Source organism: Rheinheimera texasensis DSM 17496 (assembly GCF_000711985.1).
Taxonomy (GTDB): Bacteria; Pseudomonadota; Gammaproteobacteria; order Enterobacterales; family Alteromonadaceae; genus Pararheinheimera; species Pararheinheimera texasensis.
The window spans coordinates 354,411-370,485 of sequence record NZ_JONU01000007.1 but is presented as its reverse complement, the minus strand read 5'-3'; the positions used below and the strand labels follow the sequence as shown (position 1 = coordinate 370,485).

The following is a 16,075-nucleotide window of genomic DNA, read 5'->3' as shown; positions in this document are numbered from 1 at the left end:
ACCAGACGGCCTGCAAAAATCCAGGGGAGAAGCTGACCTAAACAGCGACAGACTGACGGTCAGATGGGTTTAACATCAAGGTAAAGCAGGCAAACACCAAGGTCCGCGTTACCCGCATGACAAAGAGAGATCTATGACCAACCCGAATAACGCCACGATTTCGACTGTGCATCAGGCCGAATTCACCAGTGGCCACGCTTTGCAGATCCCAACACTGCGGATTTTACAGGACGACGGTACCCTCTACGAAGGCGCTACCGCACCTGAACTGGATAAAGCTACCGCCCTCAAAATGTACCAAACCATGACCTTTATCCGGGTGTTAGATGAACGGATGTTAGGGGCACAGCGTCAGGGCCGTATCAGCTTTTATATGCAGTGTCTGGGTGAAGAAGCCGCCACTGTCGGCAGCGCCGCCGCACTGGATGATGCTGACATGATCATGGCACAGTACCGCGAACAAGGCGCCTTGCGTTACCGTGGTTTTACGCTGGAACAGTTTATGAACCAGCTGTTCTCCAACGAAAAAGACTTAGGCAAAGGCCGGCAGATGCCGGTGCATTACGGCAGCAATGCCATTCATTACATGACGATTTCAAGCCCGCTTGGTACGCAAATTCCGCAAGCGGCCGGTTATGCCTACGCGCAAAAGCTGCGTGGTTTGTCGAACGTCACTATCTGTTATTTCGGCGAAGGCGCGGCGTCTGAAGGCGATTTCCACGCCGGTTTAAACATGGCCGCCGTTCACAAAGCGCCGGTGCTGTTTTTCTGCCGCAACAACGGTTATGCCATTTCCACTCCAGCCAACGAGCAGTTTAAAGGCGACGGTATTGCCTGTCGCGGCGTCGGTTATGGCATGAAGACTATCCGTGTCGATGGCGCAGACATTCTGGCGGTGTATCAGGCCACCAAAATGGCGCGCGAATACGCTTTAGCCCATAACGAGCCGGTGCTGCTGGAATCTATCGCTTACCGTTTAGGTGCGCATTCATCGTCGGATGACCCAAGCGGTTACCGCTCAAAAGAAGAAGAAGAACTGTGGCGCAAAAACGATCCAGTTTCGCGTTTTCGTTTATTCCTGCTGCAAAAAGGCTGGCTGGATGATGAAGCCGATAAAGCCGCGACTGAGCAGCTGCGCCAGGACATTCTGGAAGCGTTAAAAGTGGCGGAAAAAGTCGCCAAGCCAGGTATTGAGCATCTGATTAGTGATGTTTACTCCGAACCTATCCCTGAACTGGAACGCCAGCTGGCGGACCTGAAAGAGCATATCCGCAAATATCCGGATGCGTATCCAATCACGTCGGGGAGACTGTAATGGCGAAAATGAATATGTTACAAGCCATCAACAACGCGCTCGATTTAGCGATGGCCAAAGATGATGGCGTAGTGTGTTTTGGTGAAGACGTCGGCCATTTTGGCGGCGTGTTCCGCGCGACCTCTAAACTGCAGGAAAAATACGGCAAAGCCCGTTGTTTTAATACGCCTTTGACCGAACAGGGCATTGCCGGTTTTGCCAATGGCATGGCGGCACAAGGCATGAAGCCGGTGGCTGAAATTCAGTTCGCTGATTATATCTTCCCGGCCTTTGACCAGATCGTCAATGAGACTGCCAAGTTCCGCTACCGCTCTGGCAATGAATTTAACGTCGGTGGTCTGGTGTTCCGTACGCCATATGGTGGCGGTATCGCCGGTGGTCATTATCACAGCCAGTCGCCGGAAGCTTATTTTGCCCACACGCCTGGGCTAAAAATTGTGGTACCACGCAATCCGCATCAGGCCAAAGGTTTATTACTGGCTTCGATTAACTGCCCGGACCCGGTGATTTTCTTCGAACCGAAAAAACTATACCGCGCATCCGTCGGTGAAGTGCCGGAAGAATATTACGAGCTGCCAATTGGTCAGGCTGAAGTGATGAAAACCGGCACGCAAGTCACAGTGCTGGCCTGGGGCGCGCAGATGGAAATCGTCGAAAAAGCGGTGGAAATGGCTGAAGCTATCGGCATTTCCTGTGAACTGATTGACCTTCGCAGCATTTTGCCGTGGGATGTCGATACCGTCGCAGAGTCGGTGAAAAAGACCGGCCGGCTGGTGATTAACCATGAAGCACCACTAACCGGTGGTTTTGCCGGTGAAATCGCCGCAACGATTCAGCAGCGCTGTTTCCTGCACCTGGAAAGCCCAATCCTGCGCGTCTGTGGTCTGGATACTCCGTACCCGCTGGCGCTGGAAAAAGAATACGTCGCCGACCATTTAAAAACCTTCGAAGCCATTAAAGCTTCTGTCAATTTCTGAGCCGGAGTTATCGATGAAAAAAGATTTTATCCTGCCCGATATTGGTGAAGGCATCGTCGAATGTGAGCTGGTCGACTGGCTGGTGAAAGAAGGCGACCGCATTGTCGAAGATCAGCCGATTTGTGACGTGATGACCGACAAAGCGCTGGTACAAATTCCGGCGGTCTACAACGGTGTAGTCAGCAAGCTGTATTACGCCAAAGGCGATATCGCCAAAGTGCATGCGCCGTTGTTTGAAATGATTGTCGATGTCGCTGCTGGTGATGCACCAATGGTAGCAGCGCCGGTTGCGCCAGTGGCTGTCGGCGGTAAAGTGGTGGAAGATTTTATTCTGCCGGATATCGGTGAAGGCATCGTCGAATGTGAAGTGGTCGACTGGCTGGTGAAAGAAGGTGATATCATCGCTGAAGATCAACCGGTTTGTGACGTGATGACCGACAAAGCCTTAGTGCAAATCCCGGCCAAACATCCGGGCAAAGTGGTTAAGCTTTATACCGCTAAGGGCCATATTGCTAAAGTACATGCGCCGCTGTTTGCCATTGAGATGGATGTTATGCTTGCGGGTGCTGCGGTTTCAACACACGTCAGTGCGCCAGCAGCGGTTCAGGCCAGTTCGCCGGTCGCAGCGCCAGTCACAGCTGTGGTATCGGTAGCCGCGTCCAGCCTGCCTGCCGGCCATAAAGCGCTGGCAAGTCCGGCCGTGCGCCGACTGGCCCGTGAACTCAGTGTGGACATCCACCGCGTACCGGGCACTGGCCCTAAAGGCCGGGTGTTTAAACAAGATGTGCAGGCGTATGTCTCTGGTGCTGCTCAAGCGGTAACCAACACAGCAGCCTTAGCTGTGACGCGTGACACTGCGCCAGCGGTCGCAGCTAGCACCAGCCGCCGCGTGGAACCGATTAAAGGCATCAAAGCCGCGATGGCACGGCAGATGGCCGAGTCCGTGTCGACCATTCCGCATTTTACCTATTGCGAAGAAATTGACCTGACCGAGCTGATTGCGCTGCGTTTAAGCCTCAAAGACGGCCTCGCCAAACAAGGTGTCAAGCTGACTATGATGCCGTTTTTTATGAAAGCGATGTCGCTGGCGCTGAACGAGTTCCCAATCTTAAACTCTCAGGTCAATGCGGATTGCACGGCACTGACTTATTTTGACGAGCATAACATCGGTATTGCAGTGGATTCTAAAGTTGGTTTATTGGTACCGAACGTCAAAGATTGCCAGCGCAAATCTATTGTTGAAATTGCGCAGGATTTAACGCGTTTAACTGATCTGGCTCGCGAAGGCCGCGTTAGCCCGGCTGATTTAAAAGGCGGCACTATCACCATTTCCAATATTGGCGCTATCGGCGGGACAGTCGCGACACCGATTATCAATAAACCGGAAGTGGCGATTGTAGCTTTAGGCAAAGTACAGCAGCTGCCGCGCTTTGACAGCAAAGGCCATGTCGTGGCTCGGTCCATTATGCAGGTCAGCTGGTCGGGCGACCATCGGGTCATTGACGGTGGCACTATCGCGCGCTTTACCAACCTGTGGAAAAAGTACCTGGAAGAACCGTCTGCCATGCTGGTAGCGATGCGCTAACGAAAGCGCTGAGCTATCAAACACAGCGAAAACCTGTTAAAAAAGCCCCACACGGGGCTTTTTTATTTTTGCGATGTACAAACACCAACTACGTAATTTTTATATCCCGGAAGAGCAGTCGATTTTCCTGCTCAATGCCAACGACGCTAAAAAGCTCAAAGACTGGGTCGCACTTTGTATGGACGAGCTGCGTAAACTCGGTTACCGCGACATCGAACTGGTCGGCAAAGGCGCTTATGGCTTTGCTTTTGCCGGGCTTGATAAAGCCGGCGAACAATGTGTATTTAAATTTTCCCGCGTCAATTTACCGCAGCATATTCAGGAACGATTGGCTGACGAAGCCTATATGCTGTCGCAAATCCAGCATCCGAATGTGCCGCGTTACATCACGTATCAGCTGGTGAAAAAACAAGGCATTCTGATGATGGGCCGGGCGCAGGGGATTGACCTCGAGCAATACAGTCTGCGCCATGGTCGGCTACCGGTGCGGCTGGTTATTGATATCGCAGCCCAGCTTGCCAGCTTACTGAAGTTTTTGCGTAGTCATCAGAAAGACGGCGAGGCTTGCCCGATAGTCCATGGCGATATCAAACCATCCAATCTGGTATATGACGAACTGAGCGGTCAAATCAGTCTGGTCGATTGGGGCAGTTCAGTGTTTGCACAAACCGACGAGCAGGGCCATTACCTTGGTAATAACGTGATGAGCCTGATGTCCGCCGATTTGCAGCATTCCAATGCGCGGCTTGGCGACGTATATTTTATCGGTGCTGAGCAAAGAGCCGGCGCGCTGTCCAGCCCACGGTTTGACGAACAAGGCGTGGCTGGTACTTTGTATGCGCTGGCATCCGGGCAAAGTTGCCGCTTTGGCCGCAAAGCCATACCGGCGCGAAGCTTAGGCTTGCCGAATGAATTTGCTACTATCCTCGACAGCCTGCTCGCTGATGATCCACAGCTCCGGGCCCAGGCCGGCGATTATTTTCTCAAAGCCATGCCACGATTGGTGCATCTGGTGCTGCCGCCCATCAAGGTATTAAACGATAGCCCGTCACTGCCATTTGGTATCAATCAGCAAAGCCGCGAACTGGACACTGTGGTCTATTCATCGCGTAAATCATTCTTGCGTGAACACAGCGAAGAAGACGGCATTCAGTATATCGATGATGTGCAGCTGGAACGGTATTACAAAAACTACCTCGAAGGCATGGGCGAAACCGAAAAAGCCTTTGTCGCTGCAGTGAGCCGGTTGGGGCGTTATCCGGTGGTGGGTGGTTTAGCCATTCACTGGCAGGCACAGGGTGTTTATATCGACTGTCATTTCCATCTGTATCAGCAGCAGCTGACTGATGCATTTACGCTGGCACTGAATAATGTGGTGACGTTGGCGCGTGCCATCGCGAAAGTAGGTACTTTTAAAGCCTGTCTGTTTGACGCCCGTCAGACCATTCACTTATCCCGCGACAGTGCCGAAGACGCCTTTGCCATTCCGCCTGACTTAACTATTCCGTATGAAGTCAAAGCGGTCAGTAACGCTGAACTGAGCAGTAAACAGCATTCATATTTTGAAGACGGCAAAGACCCGGACGAGCAACTAACCTTGCCGGACGCGATTATGGACGACCTGGCACAGCTGAACCTGATCCGCCACACCGGTTGCATTATCTTTGAAGTCACCAGTTTTTATATGAAAGTGCACAGTTATTTCCATTTACTGGACGCCGATGCCGAGCCCCAGTTCGCTGCTTTGTTGGCAAATATCGTGCGGAAAATTCCGCTGATCCGCGGTGAAGGCGTAGGCGGCTTTATGAAGCTGCCACATAAAGATACCCGTAAATTCAGTCATCAGTTGGTTCAGCCGCCTTTGGTGTATCCGGCGAATCCGAATATCAGATAAATATAAAATAACCAGCAGCCGGTCATGGATTTGCTATTGTTTGAAACATAGGGCAACGGGCAGGAGCTTGGAGTGGACTCTTCGTTGGTAAAACAGCAAATCGCGATCCTGCAGGCCATTGCTGACCATTCCGGGGCTGTGATAGGTGCTAAAGATCTGGACGGTCACTATTTATATGTCAATCAGCAATACTGCCGTTTGTTCAGCCGGCCGGTGACTGATTTCATCGGCAAAACCGATGCCGAGTTATTTTCGCCGGAGACCGCCTTACAATTTCGCCGCGCCGATATTCTGGCGCAGCAATCTGCGGTGGCTATCAGTGTTGAAGAGCGGGTCGAAGTGGACGGCGTCGATAAAGAGTTTTTGTCGCTGAAATTTCCGATTAACAATGAACAAGGTGAACTGTTCGCCACGGGGTTAGTTGCTGCAGATATCAGCAAACTAAAGGAACTTCAGCGCCAGTTACAAAATCTGGCGGACCACGATCCGCTGACAGCGTGTTTTAATCGCCGTCGCATTCTGGAAATTGCCGAACTGCACTTAAAAAAAGCCCGGCGTTATCAGCAGGATTTCAGTATTCTGCTGTTTGACCTTGACCACTTTAAACAAGTAAATGACCAGTATGGCCATGCCGCCGGCGACCTGGTGCTGCAGGGGTTTGCCAGTAAAGTACAGTCTGAACTGCGTAAGCCGGATGATTTCGGCCGTATTGGCGGTGAAGAGTTTATCGCTTTATTGCCGGATACAAATGCCCATTCTGCGGTGGCGCTGGCCGAGCGGATCCGTGTCAAAATTGCCGACTGGCAGTGTCCGGCGCTCGATGGCGGCCAAATTACCACCTGTATCGGTATCGCCGAGTTCTCTTTACAGCTACAGCGTATGGATGAACTGACGGCAGCTGCTGACCACGCCTTGTATCAGGCCAAAGCCCAAGGACGTAACTGCGTACGGATATATTAAAGCGGGAGCTACCTAACTCTTTGATTTATATCTGTGAACAGTTAACATGCAGTGGATTCATTCCGTAGAGTTTTAAGCCTGCCCATGCTCAGAAAAATTTGCTTGTTACTGTTGTATTGGCTCTGTGGCAGTGCGGTTGCCGGGACACCATTACAAGCGCCAGACCCACATAGTTTTGCCAACTATAAACAGGTGCGCAGTCGGCATCTGGTGCTCAACCTGGCCGTGGACTTCACCCGGCAGAAACTGACCGGTTATGTTGAACATCAGCTGGAGCGCGCCGATCCGGCGGTACAACGGCTGGTACTGGACACCCGACATCTGAAAATTACTGCCGTGACCGCCAGCAATGATGGTGTGCACTGGCAAAATACGCCTTACCTGCTGGGGATCACAGACAATTTAAAAGGCCAGCCACTGACTATCCAGCTACAGCCTGCTACTCAGGCCGTGCGGGTCTATTACCAGACCACACCACAGGCCAGCGGCCTGCAGTGGCTTACCGCCGACCAGACCAGTGAAAAAAAGCAGCCATTTTTGTTTTCGCAGTCCCAGCCTATTCATGCCCGTAGCTGGTTGCCGCTGCAGGATACGCCGGCCAATCGAGTGACTTACCAGGCCGAGATCCAGACCTTACCTGAGTTACTGGCGGTGATGAGTGCGGACAACAGTGCCAATACCAAGCGCGATGGTCTGTATCACTTTGATATGCCGCAACCGGTGCCGTCTTATCTGATTGCGCTGGCGGTAGGCGATCTGCATTTTAAGGCCATGTCGGCAGATACAGGTGTCTATGCTGAAAAAATTTGGCTGGACAAAGCCAGTATCGAATTTGCCGACACCCAAAAGATGATGGACGCCGCTAATCGATTGTTTGGCCAGTATCCATGGAAACGTTATGACTTACTGGTGTTGCCGTCCAGCTTCCCGTTTGGAGGTATGGAAAATCCAAGATTGTCTTTTGTCACGCCGACTATTATCACCGGCGACAAAAGTTTGATTAGTCTGGTGGCGCATGAGCTGGCGCATTCATGGAGCGGTAATCTGGTGACTAACGCCAGCTGGAATGATGTCTGGTTGAATGAAGGTTTTACCAACTATGTCGAAAACCGCATTATGCAGCAGGTCTACGGTCAGTCACGTGCCGATATGGAGTTATTACTGAACGTGCAGGCGCTGCGTGATCGTATCAGGCAATTACCGCCAGCCGACACCCGGTTACAGCCTGATTTTACCGGACGCGATCCAGACGATGCTTTTCATCAGGTACCTTATGTCAAAGGCCAGCTGCTGCTGAACACGTTGGCGCAGCATTTTGGCCAGCAGAAATTTGATGAATTTCTGCGGCGCTATTTTGCCGAATTCGCCTTTCAATCCATTGATTCTTCAGCATTTATAGAGTTTTTTTCTGCAGAGTTGAATCAACAGCAGAGTTTCAGCGAAGCATCATTGGAACAGTGGTTATATCAGCCTGGGCTCAGTGGTGAAATCCTGTTGCCGACGTCCGACACCTTCCGTCGTATCAGCGCAGGCCAACAGCAGTGGCTGCGCGGCGAGACCAGCCTGAGCCTGCTCGCCACCAATCAATGGTCTGTACATGAGTGGCTGCATTTTATTGAACAATTGCCGCGCCAACTCAGTCCGCAGCAACTGAATGAACTGGAAATGGCGTTTTCGTTGTCACAAAGCAGCAATGCTGAAATCTTTACGGCCTGGGCAAAATTGGTGATCCCGCTGAATCATCCACAGATCATTCAGCCGCTGCGTCAGTTTTTGCTGAGTGTGGGCCGGCAGAAATTTATTGTGCCGCTTTATACCGAACTGAAAGCCAATCCACAGTGGCGCAGCTGGGCGGCACAGGTCTACCGCGAAGCAAGACCCGGCTATCACCCGCTGGCGCAGCAACAACTGGATCGGCTCGGACTTTGACATTTGGTCACAGTCAGGCGCACACAGGCTCTGGTAAGCTCAGCTGGTGTTTAACAAGGAGATTGCTATGAAATACCCTATGCTGTTGTTAATTGGCGCTTTACAGTACCTGCCAGCTGTAGGCAGCGCACAGGCCGCCGACAGCGATTATGTGCTGGTCAATGGCAGCGGCGCTGTCGCTGTAACCCCGACTCAAGCGCGGCTAACGCTGGTGTTTTCGGCGCAGCAAGCCGATGTCGCGGCTGGTAAAAAACTGGTCGACGAGCAAAGCGCAGCATTTTCCGCAATATTGCAGCAGCACCAAATCAAGGCCACTGATATCAACAATGCGCCGCTGGTGATTTATCCGGAACAACGCGCGGAAAAACTCGACCAGTTCCGCGTTGAGCGCAGCACTACTGTGCTTATCCGCGACCTGAAAATCTATCCGGCCTTACTGGAGGCGGCAACCGGGCTCGGTGTCAGCCAGATCCAGCCGGTTGAACTGCAAACTGCCGACAGCGAACAATATTATACCGAAGCGTTGCAGCAGGCTTTTGCCGCCGCGAAAAGCAAGGCATTGCAGCTGGCGGAACTCAGTGGCCGTAAACTGGGCAAGGTCAATCAGGTACATGAACAGTCCAGTGCACCAGGGCCAAGGTTCAAGGGCATGATGATGGCCGCCGAGGCCATGCCGGTGAATTTCGGCCAGCAGCAGATCCGTGCCGATGTGCAGGTACAGTTTGAACTGATAAATCGCTGAGAAATGTGCAGCGGATGGTTTAAATTTTCAGGCAAACCAAGTATGGTAGGGGCCTTGAGTTAATAACCCGTTCAGACCTGATGTTTGCTGAAAAACTAGCCTTTTATGACACGCTCACGGCGCAATGTGCCGCGTTAATCTCCGACGAGACCGATTTTATCGCCAATCTCGCTAATGTCAGCGCTTTATTATTTATGGAAATGCCGGACCTGAACTGGTCCGGTTTTTATTTATTAAAAGACCAGCAACTGGTGCTTGGCCCTTTCCAGGGCAAGCCTGCATGTGTGCGGATCGACATCGGTAAAGGTGTGTGTGGCACTGCAGTTGCCACCGGTCAGGTACAGCTGGTCAAAGATGTGCATGAATTCCCCGGTCACATAGCCTGCGATGCTGCCAGTAACTCAGAGATTGTGTTTCCGCTGCGCTTGCGCGGTGAAATTATTGGGGTGCTGGATATTGATAGTCCCTCACTGTCGCGCTTTGATGAAGCCGACCAGGCAGGCCTTGCAAAGCTTGTCAGTGCCCTCGAACAACGTCTGGAACAAACCTTATGAAAGACTGGTTGTCCGTCCAGGATTATTTGTTCGATGTCCGGGATGTCGGTGACTGGGAAGGCGAAGAAGAACTGGTCGCAGACCGCATTAATACCATTTATCATGCGGTTTGGCCAACAGTCCCCGAAGATGCCTCCGTCGCATTAATCGACAGGCTGATGCGGGATATCTGGGATCAGCTACGCGGCAGCGAAGTGATGATCGAAGCAGATGAAGACGAACTGGTTGACTGGGCGCTTGCGCATAGTCGTCAGTTTATAGAACAACAGGGCGCGCCGTCTGACGAAGATGATGAAGACGCAGATGACGACGCCGAAGATGTCATTGATGAAGAAGAGTATTAAACCATGACCAGTCAAGTTGAAGCCCAAGTCAAACCACACAATGTTAAAGAAGTTGTGGCACTCCTGGCCGAACAATTTCCATTGTGTTTTAGTCTGACTGGTCCGGCAAAGCCGCTGAAAGTCGGTATTTTTCAGGATCTTGCAGAAAAGCTGCAAGAAAACCCATTAATCAGCAAAACGATGTTACGTCAGGCGCTACGGGTTTATACCAGTAGCTGGCGTTATCTGGAAGCCGTGAAAGAAGGCGCGTTCCGGGTCGACCTCTCCGGTGTTGACGGTGCGGTGATCGATGCTTCTCAGGCCGAACATGCTGCCGCGACGCTGGCTGAGAGTAAAGCCAAGGCACAGGAAGCGCGCAAAGCCCGGCAACAAGCGGAACGTGCCAAAGCAAAAGCTGCGGCAGTCGCCGCTGGTGATGCGGCAAAACCAGCCGATGCGGCAAAAGCTGCAAAACCTGCTTACAAAAAACCAGAACACAAACCAAGCAATAGAGCAGCGAAAGCCGCTACGCTGAAATCTAAACCTGCCGCTGAGCCGTTAAAAGCCGCGCCGGTTGAACTCAAAGCGGTCGAAGATGGTCAGTTAGTGGTGGGCGGTAAGGTGTTAGTTAAATTTGGCGCCAGCCCAATCGCTGCGACCGTAGTCGAGCTTGCTAAACAAGATGTTGTGGTGCAGCTGGCTTCAGGAATGATCGTGAAAACCCAGCGTGGAAGTCTGTTTCAGGCCTAATTCAAAGAGTGTCCGATGAGAAAATTATCAGGTATTGCCGCAGGTTTGTTTTTGGCGTTTTGTGGCGCCACTATTGCCGCACCGGTCGCAGAGAAGGTCACGCTACCGGAACTGACTCAGTTAGATCAGCATTTTACTGCCAGTAAGCGGATCGCGGCGATTCTGACCCGCGGCCATTACCTGCCGGTCCAGATCGACGATAAGTTGTCGGCCAAAGTGTATGACCAGTATCTCGATAGCCTGGATTATTTTCACAACGTGATGCTCAAATCAGACGTTGCCAATTTTGAACAATTCAAGTTTCAATTTGACGACGCAATCGCGAAGGGGCAGTTCGATTTTGCGTATCAGATGTTTAATCTTAGTTTGCAACGTCGGGCTGAGCGTTTTGATTATGCTTTGTCGCTGCTGGACAAAGGCTTTGATTTTAATAGCAAAGATGCTTATGAGTATGAGCGTGAAGACGCTCCGTGGCCAGAAACCAAAGCACAGTTAGATGAATTATGGCGTCAACGTGTCAAATTCGATGCGCTGAATCTGAAACTCGCTGGCAAAAAGCCGGAAGAGATTAAAGAGGTCCTGACCAAACGTTATAAATCAGCGAAAAAACGCCTGGCACAAACCGAAAGCGAAGACGTGTTTCAGTTGGTGATGAATGCTTACGCCCGTTCAATCGAGGCGCACACTTATTACTTATCACCACGCAATACTGATCGTTTCCAGCAGGAAATGAACCTGTCGCTGGAAGGCATAGGTGCAGTGTTACAGGCTGACGATGATTACACAGTCATTTCCAGCCTGGTGCCCGGAGGCCCGGCGGATCTGACCAAAAAACTGAAACCGAAAGACAAGATCGTGGGTGTCGCCCAGGGTAACGATGAATTCGTCGATATTGTCGGCTGGCGTCTTGATGATGTCGTCGACCTGATTAAAGGGCCCAAGGGCTCAAAAGTTCGTTTGCAGGTTCTGGCTGGCAGCGGTGCTGCCGGGGCAATGCCGCAGCAGATTGAAATTGTCCGCGATAAAATCCGTCTGGAAGACCGTGCCGCTAAAGGCGAAGTCTTTAAATCGCAATTACATCAGACCGATAAAAAAGTCGGTGTAATTAACATTCCGAGTTTCTACAACAATCTGACCGAAGATGTCCGCAAGGAAATCACCAAGCTGAAAGCGGAGAAAATAGACGCTTTAGTCATTGATTTGCGTGGCAACGGTGGCGGCTCACTGCCAGAAGCTATTTCTCTGAGCGGTCTGTTTTTTGACCGTGGCCCTGTAGTGCAAATCCGCGAAGGCAATGGTCGTATTACACAAAATGATGATACTGATGGTACTACGTTGTATGACGGTCCAATGACGGTATTGGTTGACCGCTACAGTGCATCAGCGTCAGAAATCTTTGCCGCAGCGATGCAGGATTATGGTCGCGCTCTGGTGGTCGGTGAACATACTTTCGGTAAAGGGACAGTGCAGCAGCACCGTGGTTTAGGCCGTATTTATGACACTTTTGACGCTGAGCTTGGTGGGCTGAATTACACCATTGCCAAATTCTACCGGATCAACGGTGGCAGCACGCAGCATAAAGGGGTAGTTCCGGATATTACTTATCCGACGCCAATCAACCCGGATGAGTGGGGCGAAAGCAAAGAAGAAAACGCGCTGCCATGGGATTCGATAGCGCCGGCCAGTTATACCAGCGCGCCTGATATTAAAGTGGTGTTGCCACAGCTACAGGCTAAACATCAGAAACGGATCGCCGAAGAAGTTGAGTTTAAATATCTCAACGACGATATCGTGCTTTATAACCAGGAAAAAGACCAAAAAACCGTGTCTCTGAACGAAAAAGAGCGGTTGGCGAAAAAAGACAGTGAAGCAGCCCGTGAGCTTAAACGGTTGAACGAGCGGCTGGCGCGGTTAAAACTTCCACCGGTTAAGACCGTGGATGACGCACCTGAAGTACTGGAAAAATTGGATCCATTGCTCGAGGAAACTGTGCTGATCACACAGGATTTAGTGATGAGCGGCAAGATCGCCAAAAAATAACTGAATTCCAGCATATCCCCTGAACAAAGGACTGCCCGCAGTCCTTTGTTTTATCTGCAACCTTATACAAGAGTATCGTATGACGACTGCTACAGCTGCCGTCCATCAGCAATGGTCAAGCCGGCTGATGTTTATTATTGCCGCCACCGGCGCTGCCGTGGGCTTGGGTAACATCTGGAAATTCCCTTACATCATGGGGCAAAACGGCGGTGGCGCATTTATGCTGATGTACCTGCTGTGTATCTTGCTAATCGGTATCCCGGTGCTGATGTCTGAGGTGATGATAGGACGGCGTGGCCGGCAAAGCCCCGGTTTGTCGGTAAAAGCGCTGGCGATTGAAGCTAAAGTCAATCCGCTATGGCAAATCGCCGGCTGGATGGGTCTGGTCGGCGGCTTTTTGATCCTGTCGTTTTATTCGGTGATAGCCGGCTGGGCTTTTGCCTATGTCACGAAAGCGGCACAAAACAGTTTTCAGGGCCTCGATGCCGGACAGATCGGCGGGATGTTCGGCCAGTTCTCCGCTGATTTGACCAGTCTGTTACTGTGGACCACTGTCGTGATTGTGTTGACCTGTGCTGTGGTGGCCCGCGGCGTGAAGCAGGGGCTGGAGCGCGTGATCCGATGGATGATGCCTGCTTTATATGTGCTGCTGATTGGCCTTGCGGTGTATGCCGGCGTGACCGGCGATTTCGCTCAGGCGCTGCATTTTATGTTTGCGCCGGACTTTAGCAAGTTGTCCGTTGCAGGCATGCTGATGGCGTTAGGTCATGCGTTTTTTACGTTAAGCCTGGCATCCGGCGTGATGATCACTTATGGCGCCTACATGCCGGGCAAAGTTTCTATCGCCCGCACCTCAATCTGGATTGCCCTGGCGGATACCTCAGTCGCCCTCATTGCCGCTATGGTGATTTATCCTATCGTATTTGCTCACCAATTAGACGCCGGGCAGGGCCCCGGGCTTATTTTTGTTACCTTGCCGGTCGCTTTTGGTCAGATGCCAGGGGGGCAGATTGTCGGCACCTTATTTTTTACTATGCTGGTGTTTGCCGCGTTTACTTCGACTATCGCGATGATCGAATCTGTGGTCGCCTGGTTAACGCAAGCCAAAGGGTTCAGCCGGTTGCAGGCTTGTGTGTTTTCCGGTGCTGTGTTGTGGCTGCTCAGCCTGCTGACGGTCTTCAGTTTTGCCGGTGCGGATTGGGCCAAACTACATTTTGTTTTTGTCGGCAAAGAAGTACATAACCTGTTCGAAGTGATTGACCACCTGACGTCTGACATCATGTTGCCGCTAGGTGGTCTGGCGATTGCGATTTTTGCCGGCTGGAAAGTCCGGCAAAATGCCAGCCGTGAAGAGTTGAATACCTCGCCGGTTGCTTATAGTATTTGGCTGTTCTGTATCCGCTGGTTCACCCCAGTTGCAATCCTCGCCGTGTTTCTGAACCTGACCGGTGTACTCTGAACAGGTGCTGTTGGCAGGCCAAATATAACTAAAAAAAGAGCAAAGAATGACCACATCCAAGACCACCAAAGCCCCGAGCATGCTGGATGCAATGCTGCCGCTCGGCGTACTGATATTCCTGCTGAGCTTGTCAGTGTACCTGTATGGCAGCGACTCTTCGTTCGGACCGAATCAAATGGCTTTATTTGTCGCCGCCGGAATTGCGGTGCTGATTGGTCTGAAAAATGGCTTCGGCTGGGAAGAAATGGAACAGGCGATGATCCGCGGTATCGCACTGTCACTGGGCGCTGTGTTAATCCTGTTTTCAGTCGGTGCTTTAATCGGCACCTGGTTGTTATCCGGTACTGTACCGGCGCTGATTTATTATGGCTTGCAGGTGTTAGACCCCGCTTGGTTCTATGCCGCCACGTGTATCCTTTGCGCTATTGTTGCGCTGGGTATCGGCAGTTCATGGACCACAGCCGCCACGGTCGGTGTTGCACTGATTGGGGTGTCGATGGGCCTGGGCTTGTCTCCGGTGATCACCGCTGGCGCCATAGTGTCAGGCGCCTATTTTGGCGATAAATTGTCTCCGTTGTCTGACACCACAAACCTTGCTCCGGCGGTCGCGGGGTCTGATTTGTTTTCACATATCAGGCACATGTTATGGACCACAATCCCGAGTTTGATTTTGGCGCTTATTTTATTCGTATTGATTGGTTTTAACGCAAACGGCGTGGCTAACGTCGAGAAAATCGAACAAATAAGCCGTGACCTGCAGCAACATTTTGATATTTCGCCACTGCATTTGGTACCGATGCTGATTTTATTAGTGATGGCAGTAAAAAAAGTCCCTGCTTTTCCGACTGTTTTTATCGGTGCTTTACTCGGGGGCCTCTGGGCAGTGTTGTTCCAGCAGCCATTAATTGAAAAAATGACGGATCAGGCATACCCGGTGATGCTTGGCCAGTTAAAAGTGGTGTGGACCACCTTACACAGCGGTTTTGTTATTGAAACCGGCAACGTTGAGCTGGATAAATTACTGAGCGGTGGCGGTATGGCCAAGATGATGAACACCGTCTGGCTGATTATGTCCGCGATGGTGTTTGGTTCAGTGCTGGAGCACACCGGTTTGCTGCGCCGTTTTGTCCAGGCGATTTTGCGCAGGGCACACAGTACTGGTTCATTAATCACCAGTACTATTTTGACCTGTATCGCTACCAACATTTTGGCGGCCGATCAGTATATGGCGATTGTAATGCCTGGCCGCATGTACAAAGAAGAGTATGAAAAACGCGGTCTGGCACCGGTGAATTTATCGCGTACCTTAGAAGACGGCGGCACTATAACCAGTGCACTGATCCCATGGAACACATGTGGTGCTTATATGCACGGTGTGTTGGGCGTGAGTCCGCTGGATTATATGTTTTACGCTTTCTTCAACCTGATTAATCCGCTGCTGGCGATTGTCTATGCTTATCTGGGCGTAAAGATCCTACGGTTAACCCCACCGGACACGCTCAGGCCTGCTGTAGAAAGGCCTGTAGCCTGAATTAAATAAGCCTGCG

The 16,075-nt window shown here is 51.5% G+C and carries 13 protein-coding genes; all 13 read left to right on the top strand.

Annotation, left to right across the window (positions count from 1 at the left end; genetic code table 11):
• Nucleotides 1–133 precede the first annotated feature (133 nt).
• The 13 genes from Q399_RS0101685 (at nt 134) to nhaC (ending at nt 16,059) form a co-directional block, all read left to right on the top strand.
• A complete protein-coding gene (locus Q399_RS0101685; protein ID WP_031564811.1) occupies nt 134–1,315 on the top strand; it encodes a thiamine pyrophosphate-dependent dehydrogenase E1 component subunit alpha in 1,182 nt (393 codons plus the stop codon).
• Entirely contained in the window at nt 1,315–2,292 is a 978-nt protein-coding gene (locus Q399_RS0101680) for an alpha-ketoacid dehydrogenase subunit beta (RefSeq protein ID WP_031564809.1), read from the top strand. The genes Q399_RS0101685 and Q399_RS0101680 overlap by 1 nt, the downstream gene beginning before the upstream one ends.
• A 13-nt stretch (nt 2,293–2,305) precedes the next feature.
• Entirely contained in the window at nt 2,306–3,877 is a 1,572-nt protein-coding gene (locus Q399_RS0101675; RefSeq protein WP_031564807.1) for a dihydrolipoyllysine-residue acetyltransferase, read from the top strand.
• A 73-nt stretch (nt 3,878–3,950) separates the two neighbouring features.
• Nucleotides 3,951–5,771, top strand: a complete 1,821-nt coding sequence (locus tag Q399_RS0101670; protein ID WP_031564805.1) for a protein kinase domain-containing protein — start codon at nt 3,951–3,953, stop codon at nt 5,769–5,771.
• Nucleotides 5,772–5,843: 72 nt separating this feature from the next.
• On the top strand, nt 5,844–6,731 hold the full coding sequence (locus Q399_RS21320; protein WP_051685666.1) for a sensor domain-containing diguanylate cyclase: 888 nt from the start codon (nt 5,844–5,846) through the stop codon (nt 6,729–6,731).
• Between the two features lie 102 nt (nt 6,732–6,833).
• Nucleotides 6,834–8,660 (top strand): M1 family metallopeptidase, encoded by a 1,827-nt coding sequence (locus Q399_RS0101660; protein WP_245612801.1) that lies wholly within the window; start codon nt 6,834–6,836, stop codon nt 8,658–8,660.
• 67 nt (nt 8,661–8,727) lie between these two features.
• Nucleotides 8,728–9,402: an SIMPL domain-containing protein gene (locus tag Q399_RS0101655; protein ID WP_031564800.1), complete on the top strand. Its 675-nt coding sequence runs from the start codon at nt 8,728–8,730 to the stop codon at nt 9,400–9,402.
• An 80-nt stretch (nt 9,403–9,482) separates the two neighbouring features.
• Entirely contained in the window at nt 9,483–9,956 is a 474-nt protein-coding gene (locus tag Q399_RS0101650) for a GAF domain-containing protein (RefSeq protein WP_031564798.1), read from the top strand.
• A complete protein-coding gene (locus tag Q399_RS0101645; RefSeq protein WP_031564796.1) occupies nt 9,953–10,300 on the top strand; it encodes a hypothetical protein in 348 nt (115 codons plus the stop codon). Before Q399_RS0101650 ends, Q399_RS0101645 begins: the two co-directional genes overlap by 4 nt.
• A gap of 3 nt (nt 10,301–10,303) precedes the next feature.
• Entirely contained in the window at nt 10,304–11,029 is a 726-nt protein-coding gene (gene proQ / locus Q399_RS0101640) for an RNA chaperone ProQ (RefSeq protein WP_031564794.1), read from the top strand.
• A 15-nt stretch (nt 11,030–11,044) separates the two neighbouring features.
• Nucleotides 11,045–13,069, top strand: coding sequence for a carboxy terminal-processing peptidase (gene prc, locus Q399_RS0101635; RefSeq protein WP_031564790.1), 2,025 nt, complete (start codon nt 11,045–11,047; stop codon nt 13,067–13,069).
• A gap of 79 nt (nt 13,070–13,148) precedes the next feature.
• A complete protein-coding gene (locus Q399_RS0101630) occupies nt 13,149–14,528 on the top strand; it encodes a sodium-dependent transporter (RefSeq protein ID WP_031564787.1) in 1,380 nt (459 codons plus the stop codon).
• A gap of 46 nt (nt 14,529–14,574) precedes the next feature.
• The gene (gene nhaC / locus Q399_RS0101625) at nt 14,575–16,059 is read left to right on the top strand and encodes a Na+/H+ antiporter NhaC (protein WP_031564785.1); all 1,485 of its coding nucleotides are present in this window, start codon (nt 14,575–14,577) and stop codon (nt 16,057–16,059) included.
• The last annotated feature ends 16 nt before the right edge of the window (nt 16,060–16,075 follow it).